This window comes from Larkinella fluvii, from assembly GCF_051857545.1.
Lineage (GTDB): Bacteria > Bacteroidota > Bacteroidia > Cytophagales > Spirosomataceae > Larkinella.
Genome location: NZ_JBPZHB010000005.1, coordinates 635,636 through 653,463 on the forward strand (window position 1 = coordinate 635,636; position 17,828 = coordinate 653,463).

Genomic DNA, 17,828 nt, shown 5'->3' on the forward strand with positions numbered 1-17,828 from the left:
AAGCTGCCTTTTCTCCATGAAAACCGCTCTGACTACGTTCTGGCTCACCCTCCTCGTCTGCCCGGCTTTTGCCCAGGGAATTACCGACTACTATCGCCCGCCGGTGGCGTCTGCGGGTGAATTCACGCCCGAGTACCGATCGGTGAAGGAACGCCGGGCCGAAATGACGAAGCTGATCGCCCGCTATGGCGAGACGTATATCCTGGAGCGTTGGTATATCGGAGGGGACGGTTTTTTCCGAACCGACAAAGGGCAGCTTGACCAAACCTTCAACGGATTGATTAGCACCAAAGGAACCACACAAACCGGCTGGAGTGCCGTCATCGGCTGGGTTAGCAACGAACGCTGGGCCGTGGAAGGCGGTTATGCCCGTTCCCCCATTCACAACACGCTGGTGGTGGGCAGCGGCTCGAATGCCCTCGATCTGCGGTTTGAGAACAACAAGCACGGTTTTGTGGTACGCGGCAAACGGCTGATGCGGTTTGGCAACCGGGCCGCCCGTCGCTCCGGCTTGTGGCTCGGAGCCGGGGTCTGGATGGTGCCGAACAATGGCCAGCAAGTCAGCAACTTTCTGGTGGAAGGCTACAGCTACAGTGGTTCCGGGGGTGGTTTTGGCCGCACCAGCCGCGCCCGGGTCGACACCATCCAGATTTTTGGGGCAACCCGCCTGAGCCCGCGCCTGAACGGCATGGCCGAAGCCTCGGCCGAATATACTGTAAAACTGGGCGGAAAAGCAGAACTCAGTCTGTTTGCCCGGAAATACTGGGGACTCAGTAACTCAATAACAACCAACCTATTATACACCGTAAACCGCGGAGAGTCGCAGTCCGCCGTCCTTCGGGCCGACGGCAGCGGCTGGAGCGTAGGCGTATCCTTGCGGTACGTCTACGCCCTCCGCTATGACCTGCGAAAAATGCCGGGCATATTTAACCTGCGGGGCAATCGACCGGAAACCGTCAACGAAAAACGACGACGTACTCAATTGTAAGTTCATGCATATCGATACCGAAAACAATCACCCTTTCTATTCTTTCACCGTTGCCCCATCGGTAACGGGTTTTTCTATTTACTCACTTTCCCCTTTTTTTCTATGAAAATTTCATTCCCCCGCGTGTTGCGTTCTAAACCCTCGATGGTAAGCTCATTTTTTAAGAATCGTTTTTCGATTCTGATCCCGGCTTTTTCCTACACCTTAATCTGGGTGTTGTGGGGTGCTATGCTGAGCAGTTGCTCCAACGAAGACGACGTTGCGGTTTTGGGCGACTGGAACCGCCGGTCCGACTTTGAAGGCGTGGCCCGCAATGCCGTGGCCGGTTTTGTGCTGAACAATGTGGCTTACATGGGTACCGGCACCAACGCTGACAACGACCGGCTGAAGGATTTCTGGTCGTATGACCCGGCCCGCAACACCTGGACGCAGTTGGCCGATTTTGGCGGAGAAGCCCGCAATACCGCCGTTGGTTTTGCCGTCGGCACGAAAGGCTATCTGGGTACCGGGCTGAATGCCAACAGCGACCGGCTGAAAGATTTCTGGGAATTTGACCCGACCGCCAACGCCTGGAAACGCATCGCCGACTTCGGTGGCACCGCCCGCCGGAACGCGGTGGCTTTCTCGGTGGGGAACAAAGGCTACGTCGGCACCGGTTTCGACGGTAATTATCTGAAAGACTTCTGGGCTTATGATCCCACCAAAGATACCTGGGAGAAAACAGCCAGCTACGGCGGAGCCAAACGACTGGGAGCCATCTCGTTCGTGATCGACGGACTGGCGTATGTCGGAACCGGCAACAACAACGGATCGGCCGAAAAAGACTGGTGGGCCTACGATGCAACCAAAGATGAATGGATCGAAAAAGGCGATTTTGAAGACGATGAACTGGTACAACGCAGCTACGCCGTTGGCTTTTCAATTGGCAACAAAGGCTACGTAACCCTCGGAGATGGCAGCACGGCGGTTTGGGTGTATGACGTTGCCACCGACGACTGGTATGAGCAGGGCATTTTTGAAGGATCGGCCCGGCAATACGCCTTTGGATTCGCCATCAACGGCAAAGGCTACGTCACCACCGGCAGCAGCGGTTCCGGCCGGTTCGACGACATCTGGGAATTTGACCCGACCGTTGAACAGGATACGGATACGAATTGATGAGACGTATGAAAGGCAAAAAAATTCAGTCCCTGGCGATCCTGCTGATCGGGCTGGCCATTGTCACGACGTACAGTTTGTTCCGTCAAAAATCGCAGTATGAGCTTCAAACAACCCGCACACCGGCGGGCTGGGGGTATCAGGTCATGTTGAACGGAAAAACCGTGATCAACCAGCCGACGGTGCCGGGTCTGCCGGGGCAACGCGGTTTTGCCAGCGAAGAACTGGCCCGCAAAGTGGGTGAATGCGTTGTTTCCAAACTGCATCAGGGACAATTCCCGCCCACCCTCACCCCGCCGGAACTCAGCCAGCTAGGCGTGTCGGTTCCGTAATCGGTTTACGGTTTTCAGTTTACGGTTTACGGTTTACGGTGGCTGACGCATTCTGGTTGAAGCACGCGCCAGCCACCGTAAACTGAAAACCGTAAACCGTAAACTACTATACAGTATTTAGTCCCCCTACTTTAGAAAAAATACATGCGAACTTTACTGCGCTTAGCGCTACCGATTGTGGCCGCAATATTGATTTCCGGCTGCATGTCGGGGGATCTGGACGTCGGCCAGAATCTAATCAATCCCGACGAAATGGAACTCCAGTACATTGACACGGTGACGGTCAATCTGTCGACCGTCATGGCCCCCGACTCGTTTGTCACCTCGTCCGACAGCACGATTCTGGTGGGTCGCTGGACCGACTCCCAGACGGGCCAGATGGAAGGCCGGGGATTTGCGTCCTTATCGTACGTTACCAACGATTTACCCGATCAAAAGGGCATCCGGTTCGACTCGCTGGTGCTGGAAATGGTGTACGGTTATTCGGTGGGCGACACCCTGAAACCGTTTACGCTTCAGATTCACCAGCTTCAGCAGCCGCTCGATATTGGGGCGGTTCATTACAACACGCAATCGGTCGCCTACAACGCCACACCATTGATTACCAATACCTTTCTTCCTCAATTCAAGGAAGAAACCCGGCAGGTTCGGGTTCGGATACCTGACGCTCTGGCGCAGTCGTTTTACACCAAGCTGATCAGCAAGGAGATTAACAGCAGCGAAACCATGTCTGATTACTGGAAGGGGTTTGCGTTTTTGAGTCCAGCGGCCAGTAATGTTTTTCTGGGGTTAAACCTCACCTCGTCGCTTTCCGGCATCCGGTTGTATTACCGGGGCAACGACATCAGCCAGACGGCGGGTAATCTGCTCTTTCCGTTCCAGGCGTCGCAATTCACCCAACTGACCAACAACCGGAGCGGAACGCCTTTGCAGGCTTTGCAACGCGCATCGGATGCGGTTTCCAGCCGAACGACGCAAAATTCATCGTTTGTCGTACCCGGTGCGTTTCTGTCCACCCGACTCGAAATCCCGTCGCTGAGTGAATTCATCAAACCGGAAAATTTCATTGGCCTGAACCGCGCGGAACTGATCATCGAACCCATTCGGCGGGATGTGCGCGACAACAATGCGCCCCCCGACCAGTTGGCGCTGTATTTCACCAACAATCAAAACGAAACGGTAGAAGCCGTTCCCGGTTTTTCTACCGGTGCATCGGCCGCCGTGGCCAGCTATTCGTATTTGCCAAACGCCATCGAACTGGAGGATGCCTACGTCTTCAACATCACCCATTACGTCAACCAGGTGATGAAGGGTTTGTCCGTCAACCGGCCGATGTTGCTGAAGGTAACCACTGGTCAAAGTACGATGAAAACCATGATTCAACGCGTTGCATTCGGAAACCGGCAAAGTACCACCGACCGCATCCGGTTGAAATTGTACATTACATCGGATACGTAACCAAACCATTGGGCAATTCAGAAGTCTAGCTTTTTTCTCAAGGCTTACCCTCTGATCATTCTTTATGCCTTCGTTTTGCCCTGTTCCCCTAATTTAATCGCCGAAATGAATAAGGCCGCCGTTTAGGGGAACGGGGCAAAAACGAAAGTCCTATTTCTATATTTTTACAAAAATTTAACAGCCTGAACACCAGCGGTTCTAACGGCTTTTCAGTATTTTACCGGTTCATCTGCCCCTTTTTCTCTTTCTTCTTCCCGGTATGAACCAACTGATTCGAATTTTCACGCTGGCTTTTTTTCTGGTCATCTGTCGCCTTTCTTTTGCTACGGCACAGCAAACGCAAAACGTTATTCTGGTTACGCTCGACGGTGTTCGCTGGCAGGAGGTGTTTTCCGGTGCCGATTCGACACTGTTGTTCGACCCGGCTTATTCGCCCGACACGGCCACGGCACGGAAGTTTTTCTGGGCGGCTACGCCCCAGGAACGACGTCAGCGGTTGTTTCCGTTCTTCTGGAATACCGTCGCCAAAGAAGGTCAGCTTTACGGAAACCGCCTGAAAAACAGCCGCGTCAATGCCTCAAATCCGTACTGGTTCAGCTATCCGGGGTACAACGAAATTCTTTCCGGTTATGCCGACGACCGCATCAAGTCGAATGATAAAATCGATAATCCGAATACCACCGTTCTCGAATTTCTCCACAACCAACCCGACTACAAGGGCCGGATTGCGGCATTTTCATCCTGGGATGTGATTGAAGCCGCCGTGAACGAGAAGAAAACCGGTCTTTTCGCCAGTGCCGGCAACGAGCTGATTCCATCCCCAAAATCCGCCACCGATTCGCTGCTCAACAGCATGATGACGACCATTCCCGCGCAGGTTTGGGACAAATCCGTCCGCAGTGATTTCCTGACCTATTATGCCGCCAAAAACTACCTGCTGCAAAACCGCCCCCGGGTGCTGTTCATGCAGTTTGACGAAACCGACGGGCTGGCCCATGCCGGGCGGTATGCCGACGATCTGCGCATGGTGAACACCGCCGATGCGTTCATGGCCGACCTCTGGAAAACCATCCAGCAAATTCCACAATACGCCGGAAAAACCACGCTCATCCTGACCACCGACCACGGACGGGGCCACACGCCGAAAGCCACCTGGAAAGGTCACGGTGCCAAAACACCGGATTCCTACCAGATGTGGTTCGCCGTGATCGGCCCGGACACGCCACCCACCGGCGAACAGTCCGGCGGACCAGTCTTGTTTCAGAATCAGTTGGCGGCAACGGTGGCGAAGCTGTTAGGCCAGTCGTTCACCTGCGAACACCCGGTTGGACCGCCGGTTCTGACAGTTTTGAAACCGTGAGTCTACCAAAACCGGCTTTTCATCCGGCAGTTATTCAGAAGCCAGGGTGACCCGTTCCATTTTCGGAACCAGCAGATGAATGATCCCCAGCGCGAGCAGATACGAGCAGGCAGCAACCACAAACAGCGGAAAATAGCCATACCGGACGCGAATGACGCCTGCGATCAGCGCCAGCAGAACGCCGGAAATCGCCCCGACCGCTCCCCCGATTCCCGTGACCGGGGCCACCAGCGGTTTGGGGAACAGATCGGTAACGCTGGCGAACAAGGTCGCCGAAAAACCCTGGTGGGCCGCTGTAGCCAGTGAAATCAAGCCGATGGCCACCCATAAACTGTGCGTCTGAGCGGCCAGCACTATCGGCACCACGCAGAGGGCACAAATCAGCCAGGTGATCTTGCGGGCGCGGTTGACCGACCAGCCGATTTTGAGAAAGTAACTCGATAGCCAGCCGAAGAAAATACTGCCCACATCGGTAACGAGGTAAATCACCAGAAACGGTAACCCCAGATTTTTGAGGTCGAGCTTCTGGTCCAGGGCTTCGCTGCTGTTGAAAAAATCGGGTAACCAGGTCAGGTAAATCCAGAAAACCGGGTCGATCAGGAATTTACATCCCGCATACGCCCAGGTCTGGCGGTAGCGCAGCAGTTGCCACCAGGACACGGAAGCCCGCTCCGGCTCAGGAACCTCATCGGCCCGAATCAAAGCGTGTTCGTCGGGCGACAAACGGGGATGTTCCGCCAGCGGGCGGTAAATCACCAGCCAGGCCACCAGCAGCCCGATACCGAGTAAACCGGTGAGCAGAAAGCAACTTCGCCAGCCGTATTGCAGCGTCAGAAACGGCACGAGCCAGGCCGTCAGAATGATCCCGATGTTGCCGCTGGCGTTAAAAATACCAAACGCAATCGAGCGTTCCTTTTGCGGAAACCACTCCGACACCGTGCGCGTAGCTGCCGGAAAATTCCCGGCTTCACCAACGGCCAGCCCCGCCCGCGCCAACGCCAGCGACCGGATCGAGCCGACCAGCGAGGTCAGCATCCCGGCCAGGCTCCAGATCATCACAAACAGCGAAAATCCCCGACGAAGGCCCAGCCGCGTGGTGAGCCAGCCCGTCAGCAGAAAGCCCACCGCATAGGCCGCTTTGAAAGCCGCATCGACAAACCCCATCTGTTCCTTAAACTGCCCGTCGAGCGCCGGGGTCAGAACCGCGTCGGCGGGCAGCCCCAGCATATCCCGCTTGAAGGACGGATCAATCATGGTGAACGACAACACATTGCGATCCACATAGTTGACAATACCCGACAGAAACAAAACCGCCAGCACCCACCAGCGCAGGTTCTTCCAGGGTTTGTATCCGATGGCCGGTTTCAGATCCGGCACATTGAGGGGTTGATTCATGGGGTTGTGGGGCTGGTGATGAGTACCCGGTTGGTGCGCAGGCCGGGTCGTACCTCGCCACCGGGCAGAATCCATTTTCCTTCCCAGACCACTGCGGGCGTCGTAACGGGTGCCCACAATGCCGGTTTTTTATTGTCGTCATTCACCCCGGTTTTGGGACTGACGTTGCCAACAACCGTCCAGGTGTTGGTCGGGATGTGGTAGGCCAGAACTTCGGTGCGAAAACCGGGGTGATTTTCTTTCAGAATCAGATTGCGGTCGGCATTGGCCCCATCGTCGCCACCCGGCACCAGCAGGTGATTGGAGCCGGACGGAAAAGCGGGTGAGGGCGCGGCAACAATGGGATTCGGCAAATCGGCCAGGCGTGTCCAGGTTCGTTGCGCGGGGTCGTAGGCATACGCATCGGCCAGATACCGGCGTTTGATCGCTCCGGTTTTTGGCTCCGCGAAAACTTCCGTACCGCTGAAAAGATAGAATTTTCCGGCCTGCGCACCCGCTACGGCCAGCATTCGGCCCGGCCCCGGCCAGGGTGGTAACCGCTGCCATCCGGCTTCGGGTTGGCGCAAATCCAGGCTCAGAAAAAGGTTTTCGGCGGTGGTGTCGGTCGGCGTTTCAATCCCTCCGGCCACGTAAACGACTCCGTTGAGAACCGCCCCGCAGGCATTGGCCAGCGGCAATGGCAACGGACTCAGACTTTTCGTCGTCACCTGTCCATGCTGGTATTGCAATACAAATACATCCGGATAATGCCGTTCCCCGTCGGCACCACCGATGCACAAAACACCGTCAGGTACCGTCAGGGCCACGCTGTACCCCATTTTTCGCGGCAGTTTACCCACTTTTTTCCAGGAACCGTCCGGTTTTTCCAGCACAAACAGATCGTCGTACCAGGTTTTCGGCGTTTTGCCCCAAGGACCTACATTATCGGGAAAATTAGCGCCCCCTCCCACCAGCATAGCCCCGTTGCTAATCCCGGCGACAGAACCCGCAAACCCCACCGGATCGGGAACGGAAGGCAACGTTCGCCAGGTCAGCGATTGCGCCAAAGCAAGATCATATACCATTGAAAAGAGAAGAACAAGAAACCCGTTTCGAGTCATAACGTCTATAAAAAACCGCGTTGGTGGGCCATCCAGCCCGTTCAAAAACCGACTCAGGGTTGACCATTTGGCGTAGCGGTGGCCGACAGAACGACCGGAGTTTCCGAAGCCGCGCGGAGCCGTTGCCAGAAACCGATCGTTTCCAGTTCGGTGTACAATTGATCGTATTGATTCTCCGAAAGCCGGGTCAACGGCAGACGGCACGGCCCTACGTTGTACCCCAGCATGTGCATGATGGCTTTCTGGGCCGGAATGGGCGGAAATTGGGTCATCACCCGGATCATCTCGATCAGGTGGGCCATGCCCTCCTGCGCCTGCTCCATCTGCCCAGCGTTGTAGCGCCGCTGGACTTCCAGATACAGCGGAGCGGCAAAATTGTACGTGCTGCCAATGGCTGCTTTTGCCCCAATACTCAGGGCTGGCAGTAACATTTCATCGTATCCGTACAGAACGTCAAACCGGCTGTTGGCATACCGCAGACACACCTGGTATTCCCAGATCGTCGTGGCCGTATACTTAATTCCGCGCAGGTTGGGAATCTGTTTTTCGCTCAACCGGAGAAATTCAACCATGTCCATGCCTACGCCGGTCAGGGTCGGAATGTGGTAATAGTAAAACGGCATTTCGGGTGCTGCCGACGCGATTTCGGCCATGCTGCTGACCAGATTCTGAACCGATGTGGGTTTGAAGTAAAACGCAGCGACCGACGAAGCCGCATCGGCCCCGATCGAATGTGCATGTTGCAACAGTGCCTGCGATTCCCGAATACTCGAATGCCCGACGTGTACCCAGATGGGCAACCGCCCCGCTGATGCCTGCACGAACGCTTCGGCCACGGTCATGCGTTCCTGTGTCGTCATGTTGGGGCCTTCGCCGTTGCTGCCACAGATGAAGGCGCCACTCAGCCCATCGGCAACCATTTTATCGATTAAAACCGGTATTAATTCCAGATTGAGGGAACCGTCTTCGTGAAAGGGGGTAAATGGTGCGGACAACAGTCCTTCGGTTTTTGGTACGTTCATGGTGTTTTGGTCAATTCTACTCTCATTAATTTTAAAGCCTCTTGTCGAAATCGTCGAGCTTGAACCGCACGGAGACGACCGAATGCTTTTTCGTTCCGGGTTCATATTTGATGTAGGTCGTCGCCACGAGCGTACCGTCGGGCAGGAGTTCCAGACCGGGATACCCGCAATCGGTTCCGGCGTAATTATGCAGCAGTTTCACCCGGTATTGCCCCGAAAGACCGTTGACAATGTCGTTGTACGTCCCCACCCAGGCTACGAAATGCCCTTTGGTGGGGCTGTTGGGGGCCATATCCCGAAAAACCGACACAATCCGGCCGTCCGGCGTATACCGCACCATATGGCGGTCGCCGGTCAGCCCCCAGGGCGTTTCGACGGGCTTCGACCAGGTTTTTCCCTCGTCCTCCGACGTCATCATCAACGCCCGGCCTTTCCGCTGGTTTTCCCGCATCAGACACAGCAATTGTTTGCCGTTGGGCGACCGAAACACGGCGGGTTCGCAAGGCGAACGGCCTTCCATTTCGCCCACCATCACCGATTCGCCCCAGGTCACTCCACCGTCGGTCGAGATCGATTGCCAGATTTTCAGCGGAGATTTGTCCTTGTCGTCCGGTCCCCGGTGATACAGCCCCAGGTAATCGCCGTTTTGTAGTTTGACGATGCTCGAAAAGGCCATGACGCACGGTTTTCCCAGACTTTTGACAGGTGTCCAGGTTTTGCCGCCGTCTTCGCTCCAGGTCTGGGACATGCCCGGACGAGCTGCAAACACCATCAGACGCGCCTTCCCGGCTTTGTCGGTTAAGTGATAAATACTGGGGCAATTAAAGGTCGTGCTCCAGTCGGCGGGCGTCGGGATCATTTCCCACTGCACACCGCCGTTCGTACTCTTCGCCAGCGGGCCGCATTTGCCCCCGTGATCGAATGACCAGGCACAAAACAGCGTCTTGCCATCGGGCATCAAGACTGTTGTCGGGTGGCCCTGGTAGATTTCCTCCGTTCCCCGGGCAATAACCGTGTGCCGGTTTTTCTCGCCGGACACATCCAGAATCGGGAGATTTGGATGGTAAGGCTGTGCTACAGCAGACAAAGTCGCACTAGACCCTAAAACCGTTACTATACAGCACTTTATCGATTGTTTCAGGAAATAATTCATAAGATTTAGCGGGTAAAAGACACCATGTTGACCTTATCTTTCTGATCCGTGAGCCAGGCCAGGTTGAAGCGTTTGAGCACAATGCGATACCGCCAGGTTTCGGTTGACCCTTCGTTGGTTTCGTAAAGGCAATACATCATGCCATCCGGACCAACGGCCAGATCGGAATACCCCGCCTTGCCCGCATCGATCACTTTCTGCACCGGCCACGACTGTCCATCGTCGTAACTCAACTTCGCCGTCAGGTTCTGCCGTTTGCGAAAATCGTTGCGTTTGTTGAGGTATTCCGGATCATTTTGGCTGTCTGGATTCACGAATAAAATACGGTTTTTTCCGCCCTTGCCGGGGCCGCTCACCCGAATCAGGCTGGCCATACAAACCGGGTCGAACAGTTCCTCATCAAAAACCGGCTTTGTCCAGTTCGTAGCACCGTCCGGGCTGTAGGCAATCATCCGTTGGTGCGGTGCGGATTCGGTGCGGATGTTGAGCATCACCCGCCCGTCGGCGGTTTCGATGGCAACGTGTTCGCTCGGATTTTTGATTTCCGGAGTGGTGTTCGCTACGATGGCTCCGCGTTTCCAGGTCTGGCCAAAATCGTCGCTGTAAATCGTGGCCACGCACGAAGGCCGGTGGTCACCGCCCGGAATTTTGGGATTCGGTTCGCAGAGCCAGACCGGCACCACGAGTCGCCCCTTGTGCTGCCCGTTCTGAAGCTGAATGGCGTGGCCGGGGCCGGGTGCGAGCACTTTCCAGTTGTATTCGGGCCGAAACTGGTCAAAGGCGTAGGTGATTTCTTTCGGTGCCGACCAGGTTTTGCCGTCATCGGTCGAGCGGACGTAATAACAATTGCTGTAGTTCCGATGATAGAGCACATGAATGGTTTTGCCGTCGCGGTCGACAATGGGGGTGCAATTGGACGTCGGCCGTTTGATTTCACGGGCGGCAATAACCACGTTCTCTTCCCAGGTTTTCCCACCATCCGTGCTCCGGCGCATGATCATGTCGATGTCAGCCCAGTCGCCGGAATTATTAACGCGGGCTTCACAAAACGCCAGCAGCGAACCTTTGGTGGTCATCACCAAAGCCGGAATGCGGGTCGTCGCGTAGGACGTTCCCGGATCGAAAACCGTAGCGGTGGTTTCAAAAACCGGCTGCTCACTCACCTGAGCGGGGCGGTTCGCGGTCCTGCAATTCGCCAGCAACACGCTCAGGAACAGAAAATAAACGAAGATCCGCATGTTTTAAAAGTAAGGGTTTAGGAAGTCTATATATTCAGGACATTGATCAGTAACCTTCGGTCTGCTTAATGAGATTATTCAGCGAAAGCACGCGCGTGGCTACCGGCCAATACAAAGGTGTGGTTTTTCCCCGCAGGTTCGGCACGAGTTCGTAGACATTGATGGTGCCGCCTTTGTGGAAGCGGACCAGATCCCACCAGCGTTTGTTTTCGTGGAAAAACTCCCGGCCGCGCTCGTCTAGAATTTCTTTTTCCAGCGTCTTTTTATCGGTCGCCATAAAGTCGGCCACACCGGCCCGTTTTCGGACTTTGTTCAATTCAACCAACGCCGGTGCCGACTGACCCAAAGCCGCCAGCGCTTCGGCTTTCAGCAACAACAGGTCGGCGAAGCGGTACAGAATCACATCATCGTCAGCCAGCCGGTCTTCCGCATACAACGTCCCCCGGAATTTATTGGGCCAGGCAATGAGTTTTTTGGTGCCCTGCAATTCCCAGATGTAGCTCACCTCCCGGCGAACATCGCCCGGATAGGTGTCAAGCAAAGCCAGGGCTTCCGGACTGGCGGCATAACCCGCCTGGGCATTGCCCGGTTCTTTCACCAGCGGCAGCTCGGCGGCATTGGCGGCCGTACCCGAGTAGTTCGCCAACGGCAGAGCAGACCGGGCGTACATATCGCTACCGGTTTCGTTGCGGTTGAAATACAGCGAAAAAATCACTTCGGCGTTCTTTTTATTGGTAGACAAAAAGACATTCCGAAAAACCGGCAACAGACTCACCCCCGATTTTTCAACCTCCGCAATGGCCGCCAGAGCCTCGTTGAAATCCGCATTGCCGCCCCCCAGCATTTTGGCCGTCCACAGCTTCGCGTCGGCTTTGAAGGCATAGGCGGCCGGTTTTGAAAACCGGTTTTTATCCGGATAACCAGCTTCCGGGAAGAGCGCAAGGGCCTGGTCCAGATCCGCAAAGACCTGCTTGAATACGTCGGCAACGGGGGTTCGGGCCACCAGTGGTACGTTCTCATCGACCACCGGTTCGAGCACCAGCGGCACATCGCCCCAGATTTTGGCCATGTAATAGTATAGGTATGCCCGAACGCAAAGGGCTTCGGCCTGCGTCCGTTTTTTGACCACCTCGTTGGTGAACGCAAAGCCGTCGATCTGTCGCAACAGCAGATTGACGTGTCCGATGGTACCGTAAAATGCCGTCCAGTCACGCGAGTTGCCGGCATTGATGACCTGCGACCAGTAGGCCGAAAACCGGGGCAACGATCCCTGAACGTACAGCTCGCTCCGGTCTTCGCCGAAAGCCTGCTCGTTCATGTGACCCCGAAACCGCTGGTAAATGCCGGTCATGTAGGTGGTGAAGTCGCCTTCGCTCTGCCAGAAAACCTGATTGGTGATCTGCGAACGCGGTTTTACCTCCAGAATATCCTGACAGGAAGAGCCGAGCCAGCCCGTCGCCGTCAACAAAAGGAATTGAATGAATGTCTTTTTCATGAGTGCAGCGATTGAATGCCTGATTAAAACCGGATGGTGGCTCCGAACATAAACTGACGCGGACGCGGATAACCACCTTCATCGTATCCCTTGTAGACTTCCGGATTCAGTCCCTTGTATTTCGTCAAATACCCAATGTTGTAGACCCCGGCGTTGAGCTGAACCGAGCCCGCAAAAATCCGACGGGCCATTGCGGTTGGCAGTTGGTACGAAAACGAAAGCTCCCGCAGAGCCAGCCAGTCGCCTTTCGAGTAATAAATGGAGTTGTCGCTGCCATAGCCGTCGTCCAGCCCTACCTGGTTGTAGCCGACCTGCGTCACCTGCCGCAGGTGATTCCGGTAGCCAAAGTCGGCATCGCCGAAGCTGAAACGGGGGTAGTATTTCCCGGTTTCGCCCGGATTCTGCCAGGTTTCGTCGCTGAGGGCTTCGCGGGGTGCCCCTTCGTTGGAGGCTCTTGCCTGTCCCATCGCCCGGGCCAGCGCGCCGTCGCTGATGACGTGTCCGAGGGCATAATCCATCGTAAACCGGGCCGATAAGCCTTTCCAGGTGAAGGTATTCTGCATCCCGCCAATCTTGTCCGGAACCCGATAACCGATGAATACCAGGTCTTTACCGTCGATTTGACCATCGCCATTCAGATCGGCCCAGTTGACATCACCGCCGTGTTTGGGTTTGCCGAGTGCGACGCTGGTGACGAGCAAATCCCTGGGTGCGCTCTTGGCCTCTTCGTCGGTGGCAAAAATACCGTTCGACTGAAAAGCCCACAAACCGCCGGGACGCTCGCCCTCGGCGTAGCCACCGACTTCAATATCCTTGCCCGTGGCCGGGTCATAAATCAAGCCGCCGTTGATGCGGTTTTTATCGCGGCCATTGTCGGGTAATTCAACGATGGTGGTTCGGTTGAACGCAAACGAGAAATTGGTATTCCAGGCAAAGTTGCCCTTTTTCAGCACCGTAGCCCCCAACTCGACCTCAACGCCCCGGTTGCGGAGTTTGCCGACGTTATAGCGGATGCTGTTGAAGCCGGTTTCGGTGGGCAACGGCAGGTTATCCAGGCGATTTTTGGTCAGTTTGTTATACACATCGACGATCAGCGTCACCCGGTTGAACAGGTTCAGATCGATACCGCCGTCGATGGTTTCGGTGGTTTCCCAGAGCAGGTTCGGGTTGGCGAGTGTGGTCCGCAAAATACCACCATTGCCGCCGTACGGAGCCGACCCATAGCCACCGTAGGTGTCCGTGTAACTCAATCCGGACAAACCGGTCTGCCCGTAGCTCGCCCGCACTTTCAACTGATTGATTGCCTGAACTTTCCAGAAATTTTCCCGGTGAACATTCCAGCCCGCCGAAACCGAGGGAAACAGCGCGTACTGGTTGTTGGGCGCAAAACTCGAAAAACCGTCGTACCGCAGCGAAGCCCCCAGCAGATACCGGCCATCGTAATCGTAATTCACCTGACCGAAAAGGCTGGCGGTTTTGGTTTCATAATAGCCCGATGTTAACCCAAAATTCGGTTGCTGAACGCCGTTGATCACCGTCGTCGGCGGATTGCCGTTAAAAGTGGTCTGGTAATCATCCGTAGACCGCTGCCCCGTTCCCCGCAAATTGTACTCAACCCGGCGGGTAAAGTTGAAACCGGCCAGGGCGGTCAGGTTGTGCTTTCCGCCAAACGTGTTGTCATACTGCAAAATCTGGTCGGTCATAAACTGCTTGTCCTGCGTGAGTTCTTCTGCCTTGTCGCGCTGGCGTTGTTGTCCGGGAAAAGCCCGCTCAAAAAATAGATAGCGGTTTTGAACGATATAGAGCGAAGCCGACGGGCGGAAATGCAGCCCTTTGGCGATTTCCAGATCACCCGCCAGCCGGAACGTCGCCTGGTCGTTGTTGGAGCTTAAATCCTGGTAATACAACTCGTGGAGCCGGTTCCGAACCGAAACGCTTTCGCCTAATGCTGGTAAACCGTTGTCGTAATACAGGCGGTTCAGCGGTGGCACCCGCACACTGCGCGTCAACTGCACCTGGTTGTTGGACAGAAATTTATTGTCGTTCCAGAGGTAAGAGACGTTGGTTTCCAGCCGAAACCGGTCGCTCACTTTGAAATTGGCGTTGGCCAGCGAGCTGAAGCGTTTGTAATTCGTACCCAGAAAAACCCCACCCTGATCGATGTAGCCCAGCGATACGTTGTAACTGGCACGTTCGGTGCCGCCATCGATTCCAATGTTGTAGTTGTTGGTTGCAGCCGTGTTCCAAACCACGTCCTGATACTGACTGTCCTTGAAAATAATCGTTCGGCCCGGATTGACCGGATCGTCCATCGTTTCCCAACCGTTGGCCAGCAGGTTATCGACGTAGGGCTGGCCTTCAACCGCCACCAGATTGTCCTGGTAAGCAGTCGTAAAAACCGCGTTGCCATATTGCCCTTTTTGGGTGTAGGTGGGCGTAGTGGCCGAATTACCGGCGGAATACAGCTTCTGGTTGATGTCGAAAACGTCGAGGCCACGCGCCCAGGTCCGGCGGGCCAGATTCAGGTATTCTCTGGCATTCAGGTAATTGTAGTTACGGGCCTGGGTTTCCACCCCGTGCTGATACCGGAAAGTCACATTGCTTTTTCCGCCGTTGAACTTGCCGGTTTTGGTCTTGATGATGATCACACCATTGGCCCCGCGCGCACCGTAGGCAGCGGTCGAAGCGGCATCCTTCAGCACCTGAAGCGACTCGATATCGTCGGGGTTGACATCGTTGAAGCTCCGGAAAACGCCGTCGACGATGACCAGGGGATTACTGGCCTGGATGCTGGAAACCGGGTTGGTGCCACTGCCGGTCGAGCCGGTTCCGTAAGGATTCAGGGTGGTGCCACCCCGGATGACAATGCTGGCGGCAGCCCCCGGCTGTCCGGACAAAACCGGCACCGAAACCCCGGCCAGTTTTCCCTGCAAGGCCTGGATCGGGCTCGCCGACGGAATGTTGCGGAGTTCCTGCACATCGATTTTCGATACGGATGCCGTGGTTTTGGCCCGCGACTGTTCAGCGTAGCCCACAATGACCACTTCATTCAGCGCTTTCACATCTTCCAGCAGTTTCACATCCAGCCGTGTGCGGCCATTGACGGCGAGTTCCTGACTGACGTAGCCGATGAACGACACGACCAGCGTGCTTTTCGGATCGGGAACGCTAACCGTATAGTTGCCCTCGGTGTCCGTAACCGTGCCGGTCGATGTTCCTTTGATGACGACGCTGACACCCGGCAGGCCGTCGCCATCTCCGCCGACAATGCGACCCTGCACCTGAAGCCGGGCCTGTGCCAACGCGACCGGTCCGCTGAACAGCAATGCCAGCATTCCAATCAAGCTTATGGCTCGAAATAGAGGATTGATCATAATCGAAATAAGGTAAGGTTGTGTTAGGAAAGGACTCTTGTTATTATGTAAATAAGTAGTACATAATTACACAATATTGAAAAGAAAGAAAGAAAATTCCAAGAGCAGTCCCTGTTTTTTGTATTTCTATCAGAAAAAATAATACGGGTTAAGGACTACTCAGGACTGATTCAATACGCGCATCCCCGGATCACGTCGACGGTATGGTTATCCAGCCAATCCCAATCCAGGTCGACGCCCAGACCCGGGCCGGTGGGACAGTGTTGACAACCGTCTTCGCGAATTTCCAGCGGATCGGTTTTCAGGCCAAACCGGAACATGGGATGGTGGCTTTCCAGAAAACGCGAGAGCTTCGTAGCACAGCCCACATGCAAGTTTGCCACATCCAGCAGAGGAGCACCGGCGGTATGAATTTCCAGCCCGTAGCCCATCATCTCGCACATGCCCATGGCTTTCATCAGCCCGGTGACACCACTTTTGTGGTGAACATCCGCCCGAATGAGGTCAATGGCACCTTCGGTCATGTAGTGCGGCAATTCAAATAGGCCAACGGTTTCGGCGGCCAGAACCGGGGTGCGGATAGCTTGCGACAGTTTTTTCAGCAGCACGAGGTGCGCATCCGGAAACGGTTCTTCGAACCATTCATACGTCAGATCGTCCAGCTCATACCCAATTTTGAGCGCGTCTTCAAAGGTCAACACCGCCGACGAGTCGAGCATGAGGGGAAAACCGTCACCCGCCACCTCCCGTGCTTTCCGCAGGCGGGGAATATCCAACGCCGAACCACCCGACAGTTGCAGTTTGATCCCCCGAAAACCCTGTCCGATTTTTTGGCGGACTTCCTGTTCCACTTCGTCAACCGTCAGAACGGTTTGCGGGGGACAGGTAGCATAGGTGGGTACTTTGTCCCGGTATTGACCCAGGAGTTTGGCAATCGACATCCCGGCGGCTTTGCCTTTGATGTCCCACAACGCCACATCCAGATTACCCCAGATGGCTTCCCGGAGGTTATACAAATGCCGCTGTTTCGACCGCATCGCCTGCCAGATGGCTTCGTGATTCAACGGATCTTTCCCAACCAGTTCGTGGTAATAGACGTCATGCACGGCGTAGGCCGACGCCCGCCCCTGCCCCAGCGGCCCGTAATCCATGGTGTAGCCTTCAATGCCGTCGTCGGTGTGCAGGGTCGTCAGCGGAAATTCCCAGTAGGGAACATGTCCGGGCGGAATGGGCCGGGGATGAAACCAGGCTTCGGCACTCAGGCGAATCCGGTGGGTGGTTATGTCCGTGATCTTCATCTATTTAATGTACTTATGTGGTACATATAAGAGCAAATAAAAAAGAAAGCCGTTTTATTTCCTACTATTTCACAACAAATTTATCGAAAAATGAAAATTAAGTAATCGATCAACCCTTCATGATTTTCCGCATTAGAAGGATGCTAACCAGTAAACCGCCCGCAATCCCGACCGCATCAGCCGCCAGATCGAGCCACTCAAAATCGCGGTTAATGGGCATGACCAACTGATAGATTTCAATCAAAAAGCCATAAACCACACCGATGATAAAAAGTCGCAGTGGAAACCGGTAGATGGTTCCCCAGAGCAAACCCCAGAGGCCAAAGATACTGACATGCAGAAACTTATCATTGACCGTTACCCCTGGTGAGGGATAGTCACTCGGCCAGGCACAGCCAATAAAAATAATGATGGTCCAGCCGATAGCGGCCCATTTTACCAGCACTTCGAGTCGCAT

The 17,828-nt window shown here is 55.1% G+C and carries 14 protein-coding genes; 5 read left to right on the forward strand and 9 right to left on the reverse strand.

Going from position 1 to position 17,828, the window contains the following annotated elements:
• Positions 1 to 16: 16 nt before the first annotated feature.
• The 5 genes from ACS5NO_RS16045 to ACS5NO_RS16065 all read left to right on the forward strand — a co-directional run bounded on the left by ACS5NO_RS16045 (position 17) and on the right by ACS5NO_RS16065 (position 5,296).
• Positions 17 to 988: a hypothetical protein gene (locus ACS5NO_RS16045; protein WP_439416105.1), complete on the forward strand. Its 972-nt coding sequence runs from the start codon at positions 17 to 19 to the stop codon at positions 986 to 988.
• 102 nt (positions 989 to 1,090) lie between these two features.
• Entirely contained in the window at positions 1,091 to 2,146 is a 1,056-nt protein-coding gene (locus tag ACS5NO_RS16050) for a Kelch repeat-containing protein (RefSeq protein WP_439416106.1), read from the forward strand.
• An 8-nt stretch (positions 2,147 to 2,154) separates the two neighbouring features.
• Positions 2,155 to 2,478: a DUF4907 domain-containing protein gene (locus tag ACS5NO_RS16055; protein WP_439416107.1), complete on the forward strand. Its 324-nt coding sequence runs from the start codon at positions 2,155 to 2,157 to the stop codon at positions 2,476 to 2,478.
• A 144-nt stretch (positions 2,479 to 2,622) separates the two neighbouring features.
• Entirely contained in the window at positions 2,623 to 3,936 is a 1,314-nt protein-coding gene (locus tag ACS5NO_RS16060; RefSeq protein WP_439416108.1) for a DUF4270 family protein, read from the forward strand.
• A gap of 259 nt (positions 3,937 to 4,195) precedes the next feature.
• Entirely contained in the window at positions 4,196 to 5,296 is a 1,101-nt protein-coding gene (locus ACS5NO_RS16065; protein ID WP_439416109.1) for an alkaline phosphatase family protein, read from the forward strand.
• Between the two features lie 30 nt (positions 5,297 to 5,326).
• Here ACS5NO_RS16065 and ACS5NO_RS16070 read toward each other — a convergent pair whose 3' ends face one another.
• The 9 genes from ACS5NO_RS16070 to ACS5NO_RS16110 all read right to left on the reverse strand — a co-directional run bounded on the left by ACS5NO_RS16070 (position 5,327) and on the right by ACS5NO_RS16110 (position 17,828).
• On the reverse strand, positions 5,327 to 6,691 hold the full coding sequence (locus ACS5NO_RS16070) for an MFS transporter (RefSeq protein WP_439416110.1): 1,365 nt from the start codon (positions 6,689 to 6,691) through the stop codon (positions 5,327 to 5,329).
• Positions 6,688 to 7,755 (reverse strand): tRNA wybutosine-synthesizing protein 4 beta-propeller domain-containing protein, encoded by a 1,068-nt coding sequence (locus ACS5NO_RS16075; protein WP_439416111.1) that lies wholly within the window; start codon positions 7,753 to 7,755, stop codon positions 6,688 to 6,690. The genes ACS5NO_RS16070 and ACS5NO_RS16075 overlap by 4 nt, the downstream gene beginning before the upstream one ends.
• Before the next feature lie 89 nt (positions 7,756 to 7,844).
• Positions 7,845 to 8,813: a dihydrodipicolinate synthase family protein gene (locus ACS5NO_RS16080; protein WP_439416112.1), complete on the reverse strand. Its 969-nt coding sequence runs from the start codon at positions 8,811 to 8,813 to the stop codon at positions 7,845 to 7,847.
• A 31-nt stretch (positions 8,814 to 8,844) separates the two neighbouring features.
• A complete protein-coding gene (locus ACS5NO_RS16085) occupies positions 8,845 to 9,900 on the reverse strand; it encodes a sialidase family protein (RefSeq protein WP_439416113.1) in 1,056 nt (351 codons plus the stop codon).
• 71 nt (positions 9,901 to 9,971) lie between these two features.
• Entirely contained in the window at positions 9,972 to 11,204 is a 1,233-nt protein-coding gene (locus ACS5NO_RS16090) for a sialidase family protein (RefSeq protein ID WP_439416114.1), read from the reverse strand.
• 46 nt (positions 11,205 to 11,250) lie between these two features.
• Entirely contained in the window at positions 11,251 to 12,699 is a 1,449-nt protein-coding gene (locus tag ACS5NO_RS16095; RefSeq protein ID WP_439416115.1) for a RagB/SusD family nutrient uptake outer membrane protein, read from the reverse strand.
• 23 nt (positions 12,700 to 12,722) lie between these two features.
• Complete coding sequence (locus tag ACS5NO_RS16100) at positions 12,723 to 16,073, reverse strand: SusC/RagA family TonB-linked outer membrane protein (RefSeq protein WP_439416116.1); 3,351 nt, start codon at positions 16,071 to 16,073, stop codon at positions 12,723 to 12,725.
• A gap of 170 nt (positions 16,074 to 16,243) precedes the next feature.
• Positions 16,244 to 17,371, reverse strand: coding sequence for a mandelate racemase/muconate lactonizing enzyme family protein (locus ACS5NO_RS16105; protein WP_439416117.1), 1,128 nt, complete (start codon positions 17,369 to 17,371; stop codon positions 16,244 to 16,246).
• Positions 17,372 to 17,480: 109 nt separating this feature from the next.
• Positions 17,481 to 17,828 (reverse strand): VanZ family protein, encoded by a 348-nt coding sequence (locus ACS5NO_RS16110; RefSeq protein WP_439416118.1) that lies wholly within the window; start codon positions 17,826 to 17,828, stop codon positions 17,481 to 17,483.

Coding starts and splice junctions, on each gene's coding strand:
- ACS5NO_RS16090 (WP_439416114.1), bottom strand. CDS start 11,204: ATGCGGATCTTCGTTTATTTTCTGTTCCTGAGCGTGTTGCTGGCGAAT.
- ACS5NO_RS16080 (WP_439416112.1), bottom strand. CDS start 8,813: ATGAACGTACCAAAAACCGAAGGACTGTTGTCCGCACCATTTACCCCC.
- ACS5NO_RS16110 (WP_439416118.1), bottom strand. CDS start 17,828: ATGCGACTCGAAGTGCTGGTAAAATGGGCCGCTATCGGCTGGACCATC.
- ACS5NO_RS16070 (WP_439416110.1), bottom strand. CDS start 6,691: ATGAATCAACCCCTCAATGTGCCGGATCTGAAACCGGCCATCGGATAC.
- ACS5NO_RS16095 (WP_439416115.1), bottom strand. CDS start 12,699: ATGAAAAAGACATTCATTCAATTCCTTTTGTTGACGGCGACGGGCTGG.
- ACS5NO_RS16075 (WP_439416111.1), bottom strand. CDS start 7,755: ATGGTATATGATCTTGCTTTGGCGCAATCGCTGACCTGGCGAACGTTG.
- ACS5NO_RS16050 (WP_439416106.1), top strand. CDS start 1,091: ATGAAAATTTCATTCCCCCGCGTGTTGCGTTCTAAACCCTCGATGGTA.
- ACS5NO_RS16045 (WP_439416105.1), top strand. CDS start 17: ATGAAAACCGCTCTGACTACGTTCTGGCTCACCCTCCTCGTCTGCCCG.
- ACS5NO_RS16065 (WP_439416109.1), top strand. CDS start 4,196: ATGAACCAACTGATTCGAATTTTCACGCTGGCTTTTTTTCTGGTCATC.
- ACS5NO_RS16105 (WP_439416117.1), bottom strand. CDS start 17,371: ATGAAGATCACGGACATAACCACCCACCGGATTCGCCTGAGTGCCGAA.
- ACS5NO_RS16100 (WP_439416116.1), bottom strand. CDS start 16,073: ATGATCAATCCTCTATTTCGAGCCATAAGCTTGATTGGAATGCTGGCA.
- ACS5NO_RS16060 (WP_439416108.1), top strand. CDS start 2,623: ATGCGAACTTTACTGCGCTTAGCGCTACCGATTGTGGCCGCAATATTG.
- ACS5NO_RS16055 (WP_439416107.1), top strand. CDS start 2,155: ATGAAAGGCAAAAAAATTCAGTCCCTGGCGATCCTGCTGATCGGGCTG.